We start from the raw sequence: 21262 nt of genomic DNA, 5'->3' as shown, positions 1-21262 counted from the left end.
CGATGCTAAGGTAAGCATCCTCCGTTTTACGAAAGTCAGCGATGAACGACCCGAAAGCCGGCGACAAGAAAACAAGCACACCTGCGCATTCCGGATTTTCGGTGCGCATGCTGGAAGCTGAAGACATCGCCGCACTAACGCCGGTCTTGCGTGAACATGTGCGCGATCTGCATAGCGGCCAAGTGGTGGAAAGCGAAGTGAACGCCATCCAGAGCTACATGCAAGGCGCGGCAGATGAGTTTGGACGCACGCGCCGCTATCTGGTGGCATTCAATGCGGAAGGAACAGCGATCGGCTGCATGGCCCTGGCTGTACCCGAGGAACGCATGGCGCAGCATTTCGCCGGGATAACTGGAGCGCCGGGCACCACCTCTGTGGAATTGCTCAACGCCTTTGTCGCCACAGCCTACCTGCGAGGCCAAGGCATCGGTCGCATGTTGCTGGAAGCGATCTGCCGCATGGGCGCAGCAGATGGCGCTCACACTCTGCTGATCAATAGCGGCCCACGCTACCGCCACAGCTGGGCATTTTATGACCGTGTGTGCGACAGTAGCCACGGTTTCATCGATGACTATTACGGTGAAGGACGGCATGCGAAGACTTGGCTGAAAGATTTGCGAACCTTCGCTTAGCTAAACAGGTTGAAGGTTAAGTACTCACAAAATCTAATGCGATAAGTCCTACTTTGGTGAGCATTCTTGAAGCGGAAATTCCGGCAGATATGTTGGAGTGATACCTCAAGGTCTTTGTTTATGAAGGGGAAGACACGCAACTGGCGCTGAACTATTTAAACAGATTTTCGCATTTCATCTGGATTTCAGCGTCACGCTGACTATCAGATAAATTTCCAGCTGCACTTCTGATTAACACTTTCTTCTTCATCTTCAAATCCCAAACTCCTGGATAGCTATCATCTCTACAATTCATCTCCCCATCAGGAGATACATAGCGGCCATTTCTAGAAATTCTCGGTTGTCGCGTATAGCTGAAGCTATTTTTTTGGAGTGCTTTTAATGATGCGCCTTCGATATACGCTCCCGGTAACTTGATCAAATTCTTTCTGGAGCCCAGTTTGGCGATCGTAGCTAAATAGGTCAAAGGTCGAGTGCTCACAAAATCTAATGCGAGATATGTATTTGCATCAATATTCACATCCTTTAGCTCGCCAGAACCCTTAGGAGTTGAAAATAAAGTGATGGCTTTTTCGCCACATGATTCCAAGTCGCGCATTAGAACATATTGACTACTTGTGACAATGATTGCATTGCCGTCGCCACTCAATACTGGCTTATCTAACTTCTCATGAAAATGACACATTATCTCGATCGACTCATTTTTCTTTATTATCAGAACTAGAGAGTCTTGGCTAAGGGAGATATCTAGAATCGAAGATGAAACTTCTGTCGCATTAGCACTGAAAATTATTCCAATTAAAAAAAAACACACCGTTAAATTGATCATAAAATTATTTCCTTTATAAATCGCGTATGTTCCAGTCTTTGAGCATCAGCTATATATCCACCGTTGATAGCGTACGTCACTGCTCTAGAGATTTTTTTTTCAATCTCTTTCTGTTGTTTAGTATCTGCAACTCTATCGATATCTTTATCGATAGAACGTATCACTTTCGGGCGGGCAAAAGATCATGTACCAGCCCCCTGAGTCTATACAGTTGTAAGGACTAATCGTAACTTCCTGAGGAGTAACAATTTCAGCTGGTTTAAGCGTCATTAATTTCACGTTCCGCAATTTATATTGTTGATCGTCCCACCAGTTTTTAGAGAAATCATCTAAATTTATCCACCCGCGGTATGTCCAATAATCTGCATAATTGCTACGACCAGTTAATTGTTTAAATCCACGCCCTCGGAATTTTATTGCGTCTTCATCGCCGCAATTACCATTGACCCAACTATAGGACCCGGTAATTCTGATTCCTTTGCTGTTATATTTCTCTAGTCTGAACCATGGATCATTTTCACCGGCATCTTTGCCATACCAATGCCCGAGATCGGCTTCCGACTTTGCCGAAGCTGGGTTAATCTTTTCTCCGAAAATGCGTACAGCTTCTGCGGTGCCTGACATGCTTTTTTCTTGCATATCATTGAGAGATCCGGATTCCACCGCACCTTGGCCTAGGAAATGTGATTGCCTCAGAGGAGTGACTATTCGATACTTTCTCATTGCCGTATTTAATGCGATCCGATACTTTTCTCTAATTGAATCCTGTGTTTTCGGGTAAATACGAGCGAAGGTATTTTGGTCTAACCACCCGCACTTCCTAAACAGCTTAATAAACTCCGTCGGATGGAAATGCCACTGTGCGTCCAGATAGGCTTGCGGCAGCTTCTCAAAGGTGATCGCCTTGAGATGATTCTCAAAGCGTTTCCAGTCGTCGGGATGGTCTTTGAAACCGTATTCCATCTCATTGAGCCAGTGATAGCGCTGGCTGATGGTGGTCCTGTCCCATTCACTCGGAAACTTGCAGATGGTTCTGCGCAAGGCACGCGCAACGTCCTTGTCGCCCAGGCGTTTTGAGAGCTTGACGTCATCCTTGTTGCGGTCAGGATCGGGTTGATCGCCTTGGGCGCGGAGCAGTGCCTTGAGTTTCGGCGAGTCACAACGCTGATCACTCGGATTGCTGTCGTCGTCATAGCAATTCCAGCCAAACTGCGGCAAGAAATCGGCGTCGCTGAACTTGTAGGTGCCGGGGGCGTTGAGGTCAGCCCAGAGGACGGTCAACCATTCAAATGAGCTATTCTTACGGAAGTCATTATTCCGACTTTGCTTCGCAAAGTTGCATCGAAAATTCTGCTACATATGCCGGATCAAATGATTTCGCTGTTTTTTTTGCTACATTCAAGACATCGATGCCAAATTGGTTTTCTACCAAAACAAAGCGTTGGTCGGCACTAAAAGCGACTTTATATATGGCACCGCCATAGGTCTCGTTCATAATGGCGCGCTGATGCCTTCCTATTCTGTACACGGAAAGACGCATAACTTGAGGGTAGGTCGGATCAATCTTGTCAGGCAGTCCGTAAACAATTAAGAGAGAATTGTCTAGACTGAACAAACCTCCAGATATGTTGTGATCCATTTTTATGGATTTCTCTATGCCCTTATCAGATTTGACTAGCAAAGCACCCTTAGTATTTATTTTTGCTTTATGTGATCCATCACAAGACGTGACGATGATGCCTGCCATTGCCAATTCTGCCCACATGGAAAATATGAAAATAATTAAAAATCGCTTCATAGAATATCTCCCAATATTTTGTGAGCTTCCTGCGTTTCATGCCAACGCAGTGGAGGACTTTTCGTATCGTACGCATTTACAATTTTTGTCACAGCATACGAGGCTGATGCTGTGACCCCAGCATCAGCTGCTTTCGCTATTCGATTGCTTGCGCAAAAAAATCCTGCTGTGTCAGTACATGAATACGGATCGTTTCCAACAATCTCTGGATGTTCGATTTTTGGCCCAGGCCGAGTGAGGCCATGCTTATCTTTTGTGAACCATGTGTGATCGTAGTCATTTCCACTCAGCCATCCGCGAAAAATCCAATACATCGAGTAGTTGTACCTCCCGGTAAGTTGTTTAAATCCACGTCCTCTAAATTTGATACCATCCCCAACATCAGTATTGCCGAGACGTGTCATTCCTTCATATTTAGAAAAATAAGCAACGTCAGCAGGTGCAGCTGGAGGAGAACGAAGATTTCCATTGACCTCCGGCATTATCGAGACATGGTTAGTTTTAACGGCGGTGGCAATACCGATAGCGCTTTCCCGAACAATCATCATATAAAAGGATTCGATTGCGCATTGTCCAAAAAAATGAGAACTCCGAGTCGGAGTATTGAGTGCATATTTTCTTAAAACTATATTCATAGCCGACCGATAACGCTCTTTATATTCGCTACTAGTTTTTTCCAACGAAGCATATTTCTTTTCGTCATAGATTTGTGCCAACTCTTCCTTGCTCAACCACCCACACTTCCTAAACAACTGAATAAACTCCGTCGGATGGAAATGCCACTGTGCGTCCAGATAGGCTTGCGGCAGCTTCTCAAAGGTGATCGCCTTGAGATGGTTCTCGAAGCGTTTCCAGTCGTCGGGATGGTCTTTGAAACCGTATTCCATCTCATTGAGCCAGTGGTAACGCTGGCTGATGGTGGTCCTGTCCCATTCACTCGGAAACTTGCAGATGGTTCTGCGCAAGGCACGAGCAACGTCCTTGTCGCCCAAGCGTTTTGAGAGTTTGACGTCATCCTTGTTGCGATCCGGATCGGGCTGGTCACCTTGGGCGCGGAGCAGTGCCTTGAGTTTCGGCGAGTCACAACGCTGATCATTGGGATTGCTGTCGTCGTCATAGCAATTCCAGCCAAACTGCGGCAAGAAATCGGCGTCGCTGAATTTATAGGTGCCGGGGGCGTTGAGGTCGGTCCAGACTTCCTTACCATCTATCGTCTTGATCTTGCGCCAGTGTGCAGCGTTGTCCGGCAAGGGATCTTTGTCGATGGCGCTGCGTCCCAGATTGCGCCCGAAGCGCAGCAGCTCATACCAGCCGGAGGGACTGCTCTTGGCGGCAGGATGTGCCTTGACGACCATGTTGTGACGCTCGGTGGCTTCCTTGTAAAGATTGTATTCGGCGTCATGATCCTTGCGGGTATTGCCGTAGTCGCCTTTATTGCTGTAGCTGGTGAGTGCACAGCTACCCGGGGTAGCACCCTCGTCGCCGTAGTCGAGTTCTATCCATTGCGCGGTACCCAGCGTGCTGCCGGTGTCGTGACGTAGATGATCGGTGGGTGCGGCGCTACTGACCGGCGTGGTTGCGGGTAGATAGATATAGAGATTGCCAAACACGCTGTCGGTGCGGCCGTCCTTGGCGGGAGGCTGTTGCGGGTCTTGCCAGCGAGGTGCGCGACCAATGATTTTTTGGAGATTGGTGGTGTCGCAGCAGATTTCAAAATGCACTTGCTTCTTATGACCATAGACCAGGCCGGCTCCACCCAGCACGTCCTTGCGGTAGATCTTTTTACCTTCTTCCAGTCCACCGATGAATTTTTCTACGTGCATATAGACACTGTAGTACGTCACGCTCACCGGGTGGTTGCCATCGGCGCCGATTTCGGTGTTGTGCCTGAGGATGATGCAGCCGTTGTCGGTCCAGCCTTCGTCATAGTTTTGGCCGTGTTGCGGGTCGGCGGAATCGGGCGTGGGCCGGCTCAAAAAAATGATCTCGCCATCGGCAATAGCGCGCAGCGACAGGACATGACTGCCCTTGTCTTGTGCTTGCAGGTGCACGCCGTTGTGCCACATGAGGTGGTTGCTGACGGGGAAGGTGCCTTCGGCGGCGCCAGTGCCTCCCACCAGACGTGAAGCAGTGGGTAGCATGGCGGCTTCCAGCATGGCATCGTCGGTGCCGTAATGGGGGAGTTCTTCGGGCGGTAAAAGGAGCGGGGAACTGATGATCATCGGAGAATATCCTTGGTCTACAGAGAAGCTTTGAAGCTGCTTTTTGTTTTGAGGTGTGACTGCGGCAGCGCTGGCAGTGTTTGCGGTAACGACGCTGGGCCAGGACGTCCGTGGCTGCCCGCTTTCACGACACTGGTACCGGGCGTGCCGTCTTCAATGCCGGAGGCAGTGATACGGATATAAGAGCCGCCGCATTTGAGGAGAATTTCCTCCTTGGCGTTGATTTCTACTTTGCCATTGGCGCTGGTCATCATGACGTTCTTGTCTGCCGTCAGCGCCATGCCATCGCTTTGCGCCTGAATCTCGACTTTACCCTTGGCGGCAAACAGCTTCATGCCCAGCTTGTGCGCAATCAGAGAAATGGCTTCACCCGCAGCGACTGTAAATCGCTTCATGACGCTGATATCAGCATTGCCGCCTGCCGTGGCGATCAGATGCTCGCGCGCGGAAACCTGCACGTCCGTGCCCGATGCCAGGGCGATTCCAGCAGGTGCACTCATGACGATCCCAGCTTGCTTGAGTTGTTTTAAGGTGTCGTCGAGCATTGCCTTTTGTTCGGCATAGTCGGCGGCAATGGCTTGTGCAGATTTGGTGGCTTGGCTCAAAGCGTAAGTCTGCTCCAGAGAGGCTTCCAAATTGGCGATAGCCGCTTGCATATCGAGCTGCTGGCCCTGCGCTCCCGGCTGTGCATCGGCACTCATAAACACGCCTTTGCCGCCACGGATCGCCACGTGCGCATCAGTGCGCAATTCAACACCTTGACCGCGCTCCTTGCGCTGGCTGTCAACTAAATGCCCAAGGTTCAACTGGCTCTTGCCGGAATGCTCGGTACTGAGCTTGATGTGTTCCTGCCCCTTCCAGTCTTCCATGCGCAGCTTGTTGTTGCTTTGCGTACGGATGACATTGCGGCTGAGCCAGCGGTTCTCGGTGGTGATGTGATCCGGCTGACGGCTGTTGTGGTGCAGATGCGCAATGTAGGGTTTATTCGGATTGCCATCCATGAAAGCAATCGCGGCTTCCGTACCGTCAATGATCGGGAAGTGAAATCCGGTCTCGTTGGCTCCGGCGAACGGTTTGGCCAGACGCAGCGGCACGCTTTCGCCGCCCGGATTCCATTCGTCGAAGTCGAGATCGAAGCGCACGGTGTAGTGGCCGTGTTTGGTGATGTAGGCGTGTGGATATTTGTTCGGCGAGGTGACTCTTGCCGACAAAGTACCTGCGATCTTCGGCCAGTTAGCTTCGTCGAGCGGGATGCGGAAACGCCGGTCAGAGGGAATGGCGGTATAGCTGTTCTTGTAGGCGGCATCGCGTGCACCGCTGTGCGTGACGCTGACGATGACCTGGCCGTTGGGTGCATCGGGAAGAGATTGATCCATGCGCAGGATGCGTGCCGGACGCAGTTCAAGGATGTTGCTTTCGCCGGTATAGACAATCTGGCGGGCAATCGCTGCTTCGTGACGCAGTTGCGCTTCCCATTTAGCGTCTTTCTGATTCAGATGATGACTGCCGTAGACGTAGGGTTGACCGTAGGTGGTCTTGTCGGCACGGGCGATATTGGCTTCTTCCTTGAAGCGTTCCCAGGCATCAGCGGGATGGTAGTCGGCCACGCGGTATGAGGCGGGAACCGTTTGCGATTGTGTTTGCAAACTGAATACCGTTTCGGTATTGGCTTCCAGCCCGGCGGTTTCACGATACGGCACCTTGAGTTCCGGCTTGTAGATGTAGTGGTCGATGTCGTCGCCGAAAACGATGATGTCGCCGAATTTGCCAGGAATGAAATAGCTGTAGAGACCTTCTTGCTGCATGAGCAGATGAATGAAATCCCAGTCGCTCAGTTGGTATTGCAAACGAAAGGCGTGTTCGGGATAAGTGCGGCGGGTCTTGAACTGGAACTGGTTGCCGTTGAAATCGTGACGGCGCAGGATGGCTTCGATGATTTGCGGTGCGGTCTGTTTTTGGAAGACGCGGCTGGCTTTCGTTAAACGCAGACGCGCGACCAGTGGTTCGATAACGAACTCGTAGCTGTGGAAGTCAGCGGTCTGTTTGCGTTTGTTGAAATGAGTGATGCAGCCGGCGAAGGTGCGTCCCTCTGGTGTTCCGGTGACGTGGCCGAACGTCTCGATGATCGACGGCGTGATGTTGAAACTGGCCTCTTTGCCGAGATACTCCGCGCGATTTAACTCCTGCGGATGCGTGAGTTGCACAACGATGCGATATGGCGCACCAAGTGTCTCGACTGCTTCAAAAGACACCACCGACAACTGCACTGCAGTAGCAGTGCCTGGAACCTTCACATGGTATTGCTGCTGGCCCGCGAGGGACTTGAGAAGCTGCGTTGTTCTCGCGATTTCTTGTATCGATTCAGGCATATGCATCGTCTCCATGATGGCGTCATTGAATGTTCGCCATGCTAATTGGGTTTCGCTGAACCGAGCATTGCCGAGATTAAAAAAGACCACTAGCTAGAAGTAATTCGAATGATGAAGAATCGCTTTTGCATTCATTAAATTCTCGTGACGCGTTGCGATCTGAGAATGCAAACTCCAACTCCATCTGAGGAAGTGGTTCGAACGTAGGTTCGTCCTCAAGAGCTTGAGGACAGGCGTTAGGACAAAATGAAGTTGGAACCGCTGCCACTCTTACCGCCGTTGAGACGCTTAAGCTTTTGGTCGGCTTGATGGAAAAATCCCCCTCCCGACAATCTGCATATAGCCTACAGAAGCTCGCCTAAAACGACGCCTGCCTGCGCGCCAGCGCTTGTGCCGTGGCCTGCCGCCAACGCCAGCGTGAATACATGCGATTGAACAGTTGGGCGTATTCCTGTGCTTCGGCTTTATCCAGCGCGCTTGTCTGCGCCAACGCGCGGTAGCGGAGGATGACGGGGTCAGTGGGGCCGCTGCGGGATACGCGGTTCAGCTCAATGTGCAGAAACCGGCGGAACTGCGCCATATCAGCCGACACTCGCTGCGCTGTCACCGTCTGCGTCATCTTGCTCAAGCCGCCTTGCGCGCAATGGGACTGGCGAGTGCCACGCATTTGCGGGCGAGGATTTCGGTCGGGTCGAGTACCGGCACCTTCTTGCCACCAACGTCGAACTTCTCGTCCTGCGCGATCAGCAGCGGCAGCTCGGTGCAGCCGAGTACGATGACATCGGCGCCGTTGGCAACCAGATAGGTAATCGCGCGCTTGAGCTTTGCCCGTACCTCGTCGTTGACGAAGCCGGCCTTGACGCCTTGCGCACCGTAGATGACGTCCATGACGATGGCCTGATGGTCGGCGTCGGGGACGATCATGCTGAATTTGTTGTGCCCATTGCTGCGTGCGCTGTTCTGGTCGAGAGTCTGTTGATACACGCGGCTGGCGATGGTGCCGGACGTGGCCAGCAAGCCGATGCAGGTTTTGTCGCCGTGGCGCTTCTCGATGTAGTTGACGGTTTCGCTGAGCATGTTGACGATCGGGATCGACAAGTACGCCTGGATGCGTTCAACGAAGGCGTGCGCGGTATTGCACGGGATGGCGATCATGTCGGCGTTGTCGTTCTCCAGACGCTTGCAGGCGGCGTAGATGGCGACGGTGGGGTCGGCGCCTTCGGCGATCAGGTTCTCGGTACGGTCGGGGATTTTGGGGTTGTGTTCCACCACCAGTTTGATGTGATCCTGATCGCGCGTGGCGGGGGTGTTCTTGATCACCTTTTCGATGAAGTCGACCGTCGCTGCCGGGCCGACGCCGCCGACCACGCCGATCTTGAACGAGCGGCCGACCTGTTCGGCCTTGAAGCTCAATGCCGATTCCGCATAGATCTGGTTGGTGTCGATGATGGGAATGCCACGCGCGCTGAGCGCTTCGGCCACGGTCGAAATCTCGGTCATGCCGGGCACGATGACTTGCGCGCCCTGGTCGAGCAAATCCCTGCAGGCGCGATACAGCAGGTCGATCGATTCGCCGTCGAGGTAGCCGTTCTTGATGCCGGTGGTGCCGTACACCGCGCGCATCAGGCAAGCGTGCTGGATGGCGGCGGCGGGGTAGAGCAGTTGCACGTCAGGTTGTACATGAGCGCCGCAGAAATACTTCTCGAACAAGCCTTTCTTGCGCACATAGCTAGAGGTCAGGATGCCGATCTTTTGCAGCTTGGGCAGGCGTTGCGCCAGGTGATGGCGAATGGCTGCGACCATGTCGATCACAGGGATGCTGATCTCGGCCTGCACCTCGTCTAAGAAGGTGTGACTGATGAAACAAGGCAAAAGAACGGCGTTGCTCTTGCGCTGCTCAAACTCGCGCAGCATGTCGAAGACGTAGAGCTTGCGTGCATTGGTCTGGGCGTTTTCAGCGCCGGCCATGTCGATGTCGTCGAAAGCCTGCTGGCCGAACTGCACCTTGATGCGCTCCGATGGCCCGGCCTTGGCGGCAACCTTGGTCATCTTGGCGTAGAGGTCGGCGCTGCCGATGGCGCCAAGACCGCCGATGACGCCGACTGACATGGCTCGCTGGATTTGTTCGACTTTCATGATGGCTCTTCCGCAGATCCTGAGATGTTGTTCTATGTACCGAGGATAATCGTTACAGAAGGCTGCGCTATGCAAAGTAGTACGGTGGTTATGTCGCTGCTGCATAGTTTGTGGAAAAGACTGCCGGGCGGGACTTTTCACGCCCAGCGCTTGCTGTTATAGATGCGTTATTGCGTCACATGCTGGCGCGCCTCACACCGCACACCTCAGACTTGCAGCAAAGGAAAGCAGATGGACATCAAGTGGATCGAGGACTTCCTCAGCCTGGCGGCGACGCGCAACTTCTCGCGCTCTGCGGATCACCGCAACGTCACCCAGCCCGCCTTCAGCCGCCGCATCCGCGCACTGGAAGCTTGGATCGGCGCCGAGCTGGTGGATCGCAGCACCTATCCGCTGACACTGACGGTGGCCGGCAAGCTGTTCAACGACGCCGCCTCGGAAGCCATCAAGCTGCTCACCGATGCACGCAACCAGTTGCGCAGCGAACACACAGCACACAATATGCTGCGCGTGACCGCCGGGCATTCGCTGGCGCTGAGTTTCTTTCCGGAATGGCTGGACAAGCTCAACGACGCCTCCAACGAAAAACCCGGCACCCATTCCAGTTTCAGTGCCCGCATCACCGCCACGACGATCCATGACTCGGTGCTGGCGCTGACCGAGGGCGAATGCGATTTGCTGTTATGTTTTTATCATCCTCAACTGCCCATCTTGCTCAACCCGGACCAGTACGAATACGTGACCGTGGGCAGCGAGCGCGTGATCCCGGTATCGGCGCCCGACAAGAGCGGCGCGCCGCTGTTTCGCTTGCCCGGCAGCAAGACCAAGCCGACCCGGCTGCTGGCTTATCCGGCGACATCCTTCCTCGGCCGCGTGATGGAGCTGATCCTGGCCAATGCGCCGCAGGCACCCGGTCTGCTGACCAGCTATGAGTCGGACATGGCCGAGTTGCTCAAACGCATGGCGCTCAACGGTCACGGCCTGGCCTGGCTACCGCAGCGCTCGGTGGAGGACGAGCTGGACGAAGGCAAACTGGTGGCCGCCGGCGGCGATGCCTGGTCGCTGGAGCTGGAGATTCGCGTGTTCCGTTCCCTGCAAAACAAACGTCCGGCGTTGACCCGATTGTGGGAGACATTGCTTGCGTTGTCGGCATCAACATCGAAGCCCGCGTAAACATCGGCGCGCCCCCTCTGCTGACGCCACGCTGACCGTTCAAACAGAACGTGCTTTTTCCTCAAGTCCGGCGCTAACTCATCCGTTAATACAGGGATGCGCATCGGTTCGCTCTGATCTGCCCGCCACTGTCCGCGCCCGGCCACAAGCCGTACGCCATAAGTATCCAAAAAGCATCAAATTAGCATCACAGCCAGTGGCAGGCAAAGCGGCGAACTGCGCCCAACATGAGGGATAGGACAATGAAAAATCTAAAGATTGGTACGCGGCTAGGCATCGCATTTGCAGCATTGCTCATATTGATGAGCGTCATCACCGGCATCGGCGTCTGGCGCCTGCAGTCGGTCGGCAGTCTGACCGATTACATGGTCAACAATGCCTTGGCGAAGGAACGCCTGGTGAACGCATTCTACAAATCCATCGAACTCAACGTCGGCCGCATCGTTGCCGCCGCCAAGAATGCCGATCCGGTACAGCAGAAGTTCTATAAGGATCAGATCGTCGCCACTATCGCCAAAAACAATGGCTACGTGAAGCAGATGGAAGAGCAGATCCAGGATCCTGAAGGCAAGGCGCTCCTCAACGACATCAATGAAAATCGCAAGATCGTGATCGCCGACAACACCGCTGTCTTCAAGGAAAAAGACGCCGGCAACGAAGACGGCGCCCGCAAGATCGTTGAAGAAAAACTGCTGCCGGACAGCCAGCGCTACCTGGCCGCGATTGAAAAGCTGTCGGCTCGCCAGAGCGACGCCATCACCCAGCTGACGGCGCAGGTTGACGGCGTGTTCCGCACTGCGCGCACGCTGATGATCACCCTCGGCCTCATCGCGCTGATCGGCGGCATTGCACTGGCGATTTTCATCACGCGCTCGATCACCCGGCCTCTGGTCAAGGCGGTGGATGTCGCAAGCCGCGTGGCACAGGGCGACCTCGGTACACAGATCCGGGTGGAATCGCGCGATGAAACCGGACAGCTGATGGCCGCGCTCAAGGACATGAACGACAATCTGGTCAATATCGTCGGTCAGGTGCGTACCGGTACCGACACCATCGCCACCGCTTCGGCCGAAATCGCCAACGGCAACCTCGACCTGTCCTCCCGCACCGAGCAGCAGGCCGGTTCGCTGGAAGAAACCGCTGCCGCCATGGAGCAGCTGACTTCCACCGTCAAGCAGAATGCCGAAAACGCGCGCCAAGCCAACCAGTTGGCGGCGTCCGCCTCCGAAGTCGCGATCCAGGGCGGCAGCGTAGTCGGCCAGGTGATCGACACCATGGGCTCGATCAACGACTCGTCCAAGAAGATCGTCGACATCATCAGCGTGATTGACGGCATCGCCTTCCAGACCAACATCCTCGCGCTGAATGCAGCGGTGGAAGCCGCCCGTGCGGGTGAACAAGGTCGCGGCTTTGCGGTGGTCGCCTCGGAAGTGCGCAGTCTGGCGCAACGCTCGGCATCGGCCGCCAAGGAAATCAAGGAGCTGATTACCGACTCGGTGCAGAAGGTCGACAGCGGCAGCAAGCTGGTCGAAAACGCCGGTGCGACCATGGGCGAAGTGGTCGCCAGCGTCAAGCGCGTGACCGACATCGTGGCTGAAATCAGCGCTGCCAGCACCGAGCAAAGCACCGGCATCGAAGAGGTCAACCGCGCCATCGTACTGATGGACGAAAGCACCCAGCAGAACGCCGCGCTGGTCGAAGAAGCCGCCGCCGCCGCGCGCGCCATGCAGGATCAGGCCGCCAACCTGGCGCAGATCGTCGGCATCTTCAAACTGCGCTAAGCCTGCTTCTCTCTTTTTGCTGTCGTCCCAGCGAACGCTGGGACCCAGTGTCGGGAAGAACGCTGATACGACGCTGGGTCCTGACTTTTGTCAGGACGACAGTGATGCGGAGTTGCGGTAAATCAAGCGGCGCTAACCTGCCATCCTCTCTGGCCGGCTGCGGAAAATGCGTAGCGCAACTTGCGCAAATACATTTCCGCAGCCGCCGTCTCTCTCGCTACAATGTCTGCTCCCTGTTTTTGTGCAGACTTTGAGCGGACCGTATGACCACCATCGAAGATATCCAGCGCGCAGCAGCGCGGCTGCAAGGCCAGATCCTCAATACGCCGTGCGTGGAATCGCGCACGCTGTCCGACATCGTCGGCGCGCAAGTTTTCCTCAAGTTCGAGAACCTGCAATTCACATCATCCTTCAAGGAGCGCGGCGCTTGTAACAAGATGACCGACCTCGCCGCCGGCGGTACGCGTGGCGTCATCGCGATGTCGGCGGGCAACCATGCGCAAGGCGTCGCCTATCATGCGCAGCGTCTCGGCCTGCACGCGCTGATCGTGATGCCGCGCTTCACGCCGGGCGTCAAGATCGAACGTACACGCGGCTTCGGCGCTGAAGTGGTGCTGCACGGCGATACCTTGGAAGAAGCCCGCGCGCACGCCTTCGCACTGGCGCAAGAACGCGGCCTGACCTTTGTTCACCCTTACGACGACGAAGCCATCATCGCCGGGCAGGGCACGGTCGCGCTGGAAATGCTCGACGCCGTACCCGACCTCGACATGCTGGTGGTCGCCATCGGCGGCGGCGGTCTGCTGGCCGGCATGGCGGTTGCCGCACGCGCGCGCAAACCCGATATCGACATCGTCGGTGTGCAGGCCAAGCGCTTCCCCTCTATGGTCAACGCGATCCAGGGCACCACGCATGCACTTGGCACCAGCACCATCGCCGAAGGTATCGCCGTCGGCACGCCAGGCGTACTGACCCGTGAAATCATCGCGCGCGAAGTCAACGACTTGCTGCTGGTTGACGAAGGCGACATCGAGCAAGCCGTCTTGATGCTGCTGGAAATTGAAAAGACTCTGGTCGAAGGCGCAGGCGCTGCCGGTCTGGCGGCGATGATCCGTCATCCGGAACGCTTCCGCGGCAAACGCGTGGGCATGGTGCTGTCGGGCGGTAATATCGATCCGTTGCTGCTGGCCGCCATCATCGAACGCGGCATGGTGCGTGCAGGACGTCTGGCGCGCGTACGCGTGTCCGCGCGCGACGTGCCGGGCGTGCTGGCACGCATCACCGCCACCGTCGCCGAAGCCGGCGCCAACGTCGACGAAGTGCATCACCAGCGCGCCTTTACCTTGCTTGCTGCGCAGAACGTCGATATCGAACTGGTGTTGCAGACGCGTGGCCGCGATCATCTGGCGCAGGTGCTCAACGCCTTGCGGGAAGCGGGATTCGAGGCAGAAGAACAGCACTAAGAATAAAGCAGGGAACGATGTTGACTGTCGTCACGACACTGGATCCTGACTTTCGTCAGGACGACGGTAACTCAAGATTCGCAATGAAGCCGCAGAGCGTCACGCGTCACTGAATTAACTGACCGGCATTGAGGGAAGAGACATGGGTTTTTCGCTGGAGAATTTTGAATACCTGGCCTATTCGCGCCAGCATGAAGCCGCTGCGCGCGAGCTGATGGATTTGCTGTCAGGACTGGACAGCAACTACGGCCTGCCGGGTGAAAACTTCAGCGCCAAACCGCTCAGCAGCGTCTTGCCCAACGAGTTGAACGACCACGTCGTCACGCGCATTGCGGCGGCGATTTCCTGTTTGTTTGCGGATAGCGAATTCCAGTTTTCTCAGATCGGTTTCGGCCAGATGATACTGATGCATCGCTGGCTGTCGGGACTGTTCGCGGCCAGTCCTTTCCGCAATGCCGATCATGTGGTGCGCGCCTGGAACATTCGCGGCAAAGGCAACCTGCGCGAGGTCGAAATCGGCAACCGCGACCTGATCAAATTCTGCCTGCTGTATTCACCCGAGTCCGAGATCCCGATGGATCTGGACGCCTTCTGGGCGCACGACAAGGTGCTGGTCGCCAATCTGTGTCTGGCGCTGTTGTCGCCGCGCCTGCTGGCCACGCCGGTGGCGTATGAGAAGCGCGAACTGATCCTGCCATGGCTATCGAAGCGGCTGGAACAGATTGAAGATCTGGGACAACTGCCTGCCGGCATCCTGCATGACGTCTACATGCACTGCAGCTACGCGCGTCGCGCCGACAAGCACGACATCAAGAAGCCGATCAACGCGCTGCTAAAACGCAGCATCGCCGCCGCAGGACTGACGCCGCTCAATACGTCGGTTCAACTCAACGGCAAGGACAAACCGGTGCTGCTGGTGGTGGTTGAATGGTTCAGCGCGGCGCATTCCATCTATCGCACTCACTCGCGCACGCTGGAAGCAGCGCGTGAATTGTTCCACGTCGTCGGCATGGGCTACGGCAAGACCGTGGACGAGGCCGGCCGCGCGGTGTTTGACGAGTTCATCGAGATCCACGCCGGCGAGATCCAGCAGCAGCTCGCGCAGATCCGTAGCGTGGCCGAGCAAAAAGCGGTGCAGATCTTGTACATGCCAAGCGTGGGCATGTTTGCGCTGACCATGTTCCTCAGCACTCTGCGCATTGCGCCGGTACAGGCGATGGCGCTGGGTCACCCGGCGACGTCGCACTCGCCGGAGATGGATTACGTCGTGGTGGAAGACGACTACGTCGGCGACCCGACCTGCTTCAGCGAACAGCTGTTGCGCCTGCCCAGCGACGGCATGCCTTACCGCGCCTCGGCACTGGCGAACGAACTCAATCTGCCGAATACTATTCGCGACGCACCGGAAGTGGTGCAGATCGTCGTGGCGTCAACGACGATGAAACTCAATCCGGATTTTCTGCTGGCGTGCCAGCGCATCCTGCGCGAAGCGAAGAGCAAGGTGCATTTCCACTTCCTGATCGGGCAGGCGCAGGGCATGCTGATTTATCCGCAGGTCAAGCGCGTGATCGGCCAGTTTCTCGGCGACGCTGCGACGGTGTATCCGCATCAGCATTACAGCGCCTACATGCAGGTGATTGCGGGTTGCGACATGTTCATCAACCCTTTCCCCTTCGGCAATACCAATGGCATCATCGACACCGTCAGCGCAGGCCTGGTTGGCGTGTGCAAGACCGGGCGCGAAGTGCACGAGCACATCGATGAAGGCTTGTTCGGACGATTGAAATTTCCACAGTGGCTGGTGACGCCGACGGTGGAGGACTATGTACAGGCGACCATCCGGCTGGCCGACGATCACGCACTGCGCAATCAGTTGCGGCGTGAGTTGACCGGCGTCGATACAGTACAGACCATCTTCCAGGGACGGCCGGAGATCATGGGGCAGATGTTGCTGAAGGCGTTGAAGTCGAAGTCGACGTCGAAGGCGCCCTGAAACCGGGGCGTTTGAGCTTGCAAGTCAGTCGCGCTTGTCCGCTTCGCGGCGGCTGCGCTTGCACAGATACATGGCTTGATCAGCACGTGCCAGCAGCGTGGCGAAGTCGCAGGTTTCTTCCGGCTCCAGCGTGGCGATGCCGACGCTGACGGTCACCATGCAGTTCGGCCACTGCGCCGTCGTCAGCATGGTCTGAATCCGATCCACCACCAGTTGCGCGCCCGCCTGCGGCGTATTGGGCAGGATGATGGAAAACTCGTCGCCGCCGTAGCGCGCCACGAAGTCGCTGGCGCGTAGCGGCATGCGCAGCAACTCGCACAGCAGATTGAGGATGACGTCGCCGGCCGGATGGCCATAGACGTCGTTGTATTGCTTGAACTTGTCGACATCGATCATCAGCAGCGACAAGGCGGCACCGCTGCGAATATGGCGCGACCATTCTTCGTGCAGGCGACGGTCAAACCCGCGGCGATTGCCGACGCCGGTCAATGCATCGGTCAGCGTCTGGCGCTGCAACTGCTGCATGTCGCGATGCATTTCCAACTGTTCCATGAACTGCTGCGCCAACAGACGCAGGCCGTCGCGCTGATGCGGTGTCAGACGGCGCGGCACGCGGTCAAGTACGCATAGCGTGCCGATGAGTTCGCCGTGTTGATCGCTCAGTGGAATCGCTGCATAGAAGCGCGCCTCAGGCACGGTCTTCAACATGGCCAGATCGGCGCAACGGCTATCGAGGCGGAGGTCACCGATTTCGGTAATACGGTCGGGTGTGGTGACGGCGGTTTCGCAAAGGCTGAAGTCGGCGATACTGCACACCACGCTCGACTGTCCTGCAAAACGCCACCATTGGCGGCGATGATCGACACCGCTGTCGAGGGCGACGGCAGCTGTCATCGTCAAGGCACCGCGTTCGGAGCAATCGAATTCGCCCTGCAATTGCGAGATCATGGTGATCGGTGCGTCGCACAGCAGGCCGGCCAGCGAGGTGATGTTCCACAGCAGGCGGCCCAGACGTTCGTCGGGCTCGCTCATGGGATGGCCGGGAAGGCGCAACGACACGGTCGCTCCCGCACCGCCGCTGAGGCCGATGCCGAAACCATGTTTATCGCTGACGTCCGTCTGCACAGCTGCCATCGTCGCTTTTTCCCGTTGTTATTTAACTTTTATCCTGCGTTGGAAATACAGCTTCTGAAATACACCCCTGAAAAATCGCCCTCAATCAGAGAATGTAAAACGATCCGGCGCAACTGTACATCCCCAAAACGCGCTTCCGGCAGCTTTTATGTGAAAGCCTGAATAAAAACACAACGCATTGCGTCTCAAGCGTAATAACATCGACAACATTCGTGGCCATGTCGACAACAATCCGGCCGCAAAGCCGCATCCACGCCGGTTTTCAGACTTTGCGACCCTGGCCGGAAAAGTGCTCGTGATCGACGTGATGATCGGCAAAACAGACGACGATGACTTTGCTGTAGACCGGTAATGTTCTCCCTTAGAATGACGCACCATTTGCGGCCTGAAAACACCGCCTTCAGATTATTTTGCCGTTCTCACAATATCCGCCGCTGTGATCCGTCTTCACAGCATGGAACCGACGATGGCTCAAAACGATAAACACATCACCGACACCGTCCTGCGCGAGCGCGTACGGCTGCGCAACTTCATTCGCACGCGGGTACCCGATCCGAGCGAGGCGGAAGACATTTTGCAGGATGTGTTTTTCGAATTGGTGGAAGCCTGCCGTCTGCCCGAACCGATCGAACAGGTCGGCGCGTGGCTGTTTCGTGTGGCGCGCAACCGCATCATTGATCGGTTTCGCAAGAAGAAAGAGCAAGCCCTGCCGGATGCTTCCGCCGATGCGGAAGACGACGACGACGGCTGGCTCGAGCAGATGCTGCCTGATACCGACGCCGGCCCGGAAGCCGCTTATGCGCGCTCCATGCTGCTGGCCGAGTTGCAGGACGCGCTGGAAGAACTGCCTCCGGAACAACGCGAAGTCTTTATCGCGCATGAACTGGAGCGGCGCAGCTTTAAAGAACTGGCCGCTGAAAGCGGCGTGAGCATCAACACGCTGCTGGGGCGCAAACGCTATGCGGTACTGCATCTGCGGTCACGCCTGCAAACCCTATATGACGAGTTCAATTTGTAGTCGCGATCTGAAATTCACCATCTGCACTGCACCTTGAATTCCATCTTTAACCTGATTCAATCTGTACGGAGGAAAAAATGAACGGCCCCATGCACTGCAAACGTAAATTCTGGAAGATCCTGGTCTTCATCATCGCCGGCGTCGCCGCACTCGGCTTTGTCGTCATGTCCTTGTGGAACTGGCTGATGCCGTCCCTGTTCACCGGCGCGCACCAGATCGACTATATACAGGCACTGGGATTGTTCGTGCTGTGCAAGATCCTGTTCGGCGGCTTCCGCGGCCGTGGCGGTTGCCATGACCGGCGTCAGCGCTGGGAACAGATGAGTGAAGAAGAACGCAAGAAGTTCAAGGAAGGCATGCGCGGCTTTGGCCGATTCCGCGGCGGCTGGCATCGTGGCGACGTCGACACGAAAGATGTGCCGCCCAATCCACCGCAAACACCTGGCAGCGTCTAAGCCGTCCACATCAAATCAAAGCCGGTCGGCGGAAAGAACACCATGAACAAAAACTCAACGACCGGCTGCAAACAGCCTGCCGGCGTCATTGTGCCGGTGGTCAATTTAAAGCGTTGCGAAGGGAAGGGCGATTGTCTTGATGTCTGCCCCGAGAACGTCTTCACGATTCGCCGCATCGACGATGCGGACTACGCACCGCTCGGTTTGCTCAATAAACTGAAGCTGCGCGTACACGGCATGCAGGTCGCCTACACCCCCAACGCCGAGGCCTGCCGCGCTTGCGGATTATGCGTGACGGCTTGTCCGGAGAAGGCGATTACGCTGGCGCGCGCGGTGGCGTAAGACCAACTCCCGCACTCTCAGACACCGGACAAACCCTACGCATCGCCGATCGAAATCTGCGGTTCTTCCTTGTGTTTTTTCAGCTTGTCTGCCGCCTCGTCATGATGCGGCGGGCGGGTGTGATCGAGGCGGGTTTCGGTGGAGTCTTCGTATTCGTGGTCGGGATCGAAGGTTTCTTCCGCAGCGGGAGATTTCGGCGGAAGGGGAGCCGTGAAGCGGAACACCGGAGTCGAGGTCGGGCGAACGGTATCTTGATTGCGCATGATGTTCTCCTTCAGGCTTCCGGCTGCGCGCCCAGAGGGAAAGACAGGTAGACGCAGGCGGGCCTAACGAGGATCAGCTTACTCCTGTGAAGTGCGTCTGTCATGGAGCACGCGCCCATCTGCGGCCCCGCTTGCCGCAATGAAACAATCACTGTTCAAGGCTTGCCGACGGAGAGTTGCGGCTCGTCCTTGTGCTGCTTGTCTGCCGCCGTTTTGTCATGATGCGGCGGCTTGCTGTGATCGAGTTTGCTCTCGGTCGAGTCCTCATATTCGCGGTCTGGATTGGGTCGCGCGGAGGATGATGCATCGGACTTGCTCTGAGGGATTGGGGGATTAGGCATGGGGTGCTCCTTCCTTGGTGACATCTATCACTTTAGTCGACACGCGCTGCGACCGGCATCGGACAGTGTCGCAAGCTGGCGTAGGAAGAGGTCTGCAATTGCGTGAGCAGTGAGTAGGGTAGTTCCGCCGCCGTTGACGACGCTGGGACAACGGTAGGTGAAATCGAAGCCTGCAGGATTTACTACCGCCGTCGTCCTGACGAAAGTCAGGACCCAGTGTCGTCAGCTAGCGTACCTGCCATCCAGGACATACATAAAAGCAAAACGGCGACCCGCAAGCCGCCGTTTGCCATATCGCCAGACTAATGGCTAGCTCGTTGTCGCGACTACCAGCCGTTTTGCGCCGCCGCCTTGCGGTACGCCAGACCCGCCAGCGCCACGTCTTCCAGACCGATACCGATGGCTTTGTAGATTACGATATCGTCGTCTTTGCCGCCCTTGCGCTTATAGCCGATGCTGCCGTCAACAGCCTGGCCCAGCTCCCACACATTGGCCCAGTCGAAAGTACCCGGTGCGCATTGCACCAGATCGCCGGCTTCGGTTTGCGCCTGCGGCTTCCATTCCACCACCAGCGCTGCGGCGCGCTTGATGGCGACGTCGTCCAGCTCGCGCACGTTGGCCTTGCTGGCGCCGACGGCGGCGACGAACGCGCCCGGCTTCAACAGGTCACCCGAGAACAGTGGCGTGGTCGCGCGCGTCACGGTCACCAGCACGTCGGCCTGACGTGCGGCGTCGTCGATCTCCACCACGCGTGCGGGGATGCCGTAGGTCTTGGTGACTTCGTCCGCCAGTTCTTGCTGGCCGGAGAGACCAGCGATCAGGATTTCCTTGAACTTGCGCACCTGCAGGATCGCAGGGATATGCGAGCGCGCCTGCACGCCGGTGCCGATGATGGCCAGCGTGTCGACGTCCTTGCGCGCCAGTGCGTCGCAAGCCACGGCGGTGGCGGCAGCCGTGCGCAGGCCGGTCATGGTGTCGCCTTCGATGGTTGCCAGCGGGGCGCCGGTTTCGGTCGAGAACAGCGTGATCACAAACTTGAACGCGCCCTTGATCGTCGTGTAGACCTTGGCGCCGGCGATGCCTGCGTCGGGAATCACCGCGCCCATCATCGACAGCATCACGCCGTTGGAAGCGCTGGTGCGCACGCGCGCCTGCTGGGCGCCGCTACCGGCGGCGGCGAAGGCTTCGCGCATGGCTTGCACGGCGTCGGCGGTGGTGACGAGTTCGCTGACTTGTTGATTGGTAATGAGCTTCACGGTGGTCCTCTTCTATGTACTTGGGTGAGTTGATGCAAATTTTGTACTGACGGATCG

General features: G+C 56.4%; 20 protein-coding genes. 9 read left to right on the top strand and 11 right to left on the bottom strand.

Annotation, left to right across the window (positions count from 1 at the left end):
- The first annotated feature begins 41 nt into the window (after positions 1–41).
- Positions 42–632, top strand: a complete 591-nt coding sequence (locus PQR63_RS02080) for a GNAT family N-acetyltransferase (RefSeq protein WP_408165197.1) — start codon at positions 42–44, stop codon at positions 630–632.
- Between the two features lie 151 nt (positions 633–783).
- Here PQR63_RS02080 and PQR63_RS02075 read toward each other — a convergent pair whose 3' ends face one another.
- The 7 genes from PQR63_RS02075 to cuyB all read right to left on the bottom strand — a co-directional run bounded on the left by PQR63_RS02075 (position 784) and on the right by cuyB (position 9986).
- Positions 784–1461, bottom strand: coding sequence for a hypothetical protein (locus PQR63_RS02075; protein WP_408165195.1), 678 nt, complete (start codon positions 1459–1461; stop codon positions 784–786).
- A gap of 144 nt (positions 1462–1605) precedes the next feature.
- On the bottom strand, positions 1606–2742 hold the full coding sequence (locus PQR63_RS02070) for a hypothetical protein (protein WP_408165193.1): 1137 nt from the start codon (positions 2740–2742) through the stop codon (positions 1606–1608).
- A gap of 31 nt (positions 2743–2773) precedes the next feature.
- Positions 2774–3259 (bottom strand): hypothetical protein, encoded by a 486-nt coding sequence (locus PQR63_RS02065; RefSeq protein ID WP_408165191.1) that lies wholly within the window; start codon positions 3257–3259, stop codon positions 2774–2776.
- On the bottom strand, positions 3256–5481 hold the full coding sequence (locus PQR63_RS02060; RefSeq protein WP_408165189.1) for a hypothetical protein: 2226 nt from the start codon (positions 5479–5481) through the stop codon (positions 3256–3258). The genes PQR63_RS02065 and PQR63_RS02060 overlap by 4 nt, the downstream gene beginning before the upstream one ends.
- A 17-nt stretch (positions 5482–5498) precedes the next feature.
- A complete protein-coding gene (locus PQR63_RS02055; protein WP_408165372.1) occupies positions 5499–7856 on the bottom strand; it encodes a type VI secretion system Vgr family protein in 2358 nt (785 codons plus the stop codon).
- A 352-nt stretch (positions 7857–8208) separates the two neighbouring features.
- A complete protein-coding gene (locus tag PQR63_RS02050) occupies positions 8209–8478 on the bottom strand; it encodes a hypothetical protein (RefSeq protein ID WP_408165187.1) in 270 nt (89 codons plus the stop codon).
- Entirely contained in the window at positions 8475–9986 is a 1512-nt protein-coding gene (cuyB, locus tag PQR63_RS02045; protein WP_408165185.1) for a cysteate racemase, read from the bottom strand. Before cuyB ends, PQR63_RS02050 begins: the two co-directional genes overlap by 4 nt.
- 231 nt (positions 9987–10217) lie before the next feature.
- Between cuyB and PQR63_RS02040 the strand changes: the two genes are divergently transcribed.
- The 4 genes from PQR63_RS02040 (at position 10218) to PQR63_RS02025 (ending at position 16396) form a co-directional block, all read left to right on the top strand.
- Positions 10218–11159, top strand: a complete 942-nt coding sequence (locus PQR63_RS02040; protein ID WP_408165184.1) for a LysR substrate-binding domain-containing protein — start codon at positions 10218–10220, stop codon at positions 11157–11159.
- Between the two features lie 242 nt (positions 11160–11401).
- Entirely contained in the window at positions 11402–12940 is a 1539-nt protein-coding gene (locus PQR63_RS02035; protein WP_408165182.1) for a methyl-accepting chemotaxis protein, read from the top strand.
- A gap of 263 nt (positions 12941–13203) precedes the next feature.
- The gene (locus tag PQR63_RS02030) at positions 13204–14403 is read left to right on the top strand and encodes a threonine ammonia-lyase (protein ID WP_094566017.1); all 1200 of its coding nucleotides are present in this window, start codon (positions 13204–13206) and stop codon (positions 14401–14403) included.
- A gap of 142 nt (positions 14404–14545) precedes the next feature.
- Positions 14546–16396 carry a peptide transporter gene (locus PQR63_RS02025; RefSeq protein ID WP_408165180.1) on the top strand — a complete coding sequence of 617 codons (1851 nt, stop codon included), beginning with the start codon at positions 14546–14548 and terminating at the stop codon, positions 16394–16396.
- A gap of 24 nt (positions 16397–16420) precedes the next feature.
- On the opposite strand, the gene PQR63_RS02020 is transcribed toward PQR63_RS02025, so the two are convergent.
- Positions 16421–17530, bottom strand: a complete 1110-nt coding sequence (locus PQR63_RS02020) for a GGDEF domain-containing protein (protein WP_408165179.1) — start codon at positions 17528–17530, stop codon at positions 16421–16423.
- A gap of 178 nt (positions 17531–17708) precedes the next feature.
- Between PQR63_RS02020 and PQR63_RS02015 the strand changes: the two genes are divergently transcribed.
- From PQR63_RS02015 to PQR63_RS02000, 4 genes are all read left to right on the top strand, one after another.
- The gene (locus tag PQR63_RS02015) at positions 17709–17882 is read left to right on the top strand and encodes a hypothetical protein (protein ID WP_408165177.1); all 174 of its coding nucleotides are present in this window, start codon (positions 17709–17711) and stop codon (positions 17880–17882) included.
- Positions 17883–17984: 102 nt separating this feature from the next.
- Positions 17985–18548: an RNA polymerase sigma factor gene (locus PQR63_RS02010; protein ID WP_094566014.1), complete on the top strand. Its 564-nt coding sequence runs from the start codon at positions 17985–17987 to the stop codon at positions 18546–18548.
- A 77-nt stretch (positions 18549–18625) separates the two neighbouring features.
- The gene (locus tag PQR63_RS02005; protein WP_408165175.1) at positions 18626–19003 is read left to right on the top strand and encodes a hypothetical protein; all 378 of its coding nucleotides are present in this window, start codon (positions 18626–18628) and stop codon (positions 19001–19003) included.
- Positions 19004–19045: 42 nt separating this feature from the next.
- Positions 19046–19345, top strand: coding sequence for a 4Fe-4S dicluster domain-containing protein (locus PQR63_RS02000; protein WP_408165173.1), 300 nt, complete (start codon positions 19046–19048; stop codon positions 19343–19345).
- Positions 19346–19380: 35 nt separating this feature from the next.
- Here PQR63_RS02000 and PQR63_RS01995 read toward each other — a convergent pair whose 3' ends face one another.
- The 3 genes from PQR63_RS01995 to PQR63_RS01985 form a co-directional block, all read right to left on the bottom strand.
- Positions 19381–19608, bottom strand: coding sequence for a hypothetical protein (locus PQR63_RS01995; RefSeq protein WP_408165171.1), 228 nt, complete (start codon positions 19606–19608; stop codon positions 19381–19383).
- Between the two features lie 155 nt (positions 19609–19763).
- Positions 19764–19949, bottom strand: a complete 186-nt coding sequence (locus PQR63_RS01990) for a hypothetical protein (protein WP_408165170.1) — start codon at positions 19947–19949, stop codon at positions 19764–19766.
- Between the two features lie 326 nt (positions 19950–20275).
- Complete coding sequence (locus PQR63_RS01985) at positions 20276–21205, bottom strand: ornithine cyclodeaminase family protein (protein WP_408165168.1); 930 nt, start codon at positions 21203–21205, stop codon at positions 20276–20278.
- Positions 21206–21262: the final 57 nt, after the last annotated feature.

This window comes from Herbaspirillum rhizosphaerae (assembly GCF_046025915.1).
GTDB lineage: Bacteria > Pseudomonadota > Gammaproteobacteria > Burkholderiales > Burkholderiaceae_D > Herbaspirillum > Herbaspirillum rhizosphaerae_A.
The sequence above is the reverse complement of the archived record's forward strand: the minus strand, read 5'-3'. Positions and strand labels throughout refer to the sequence as shown.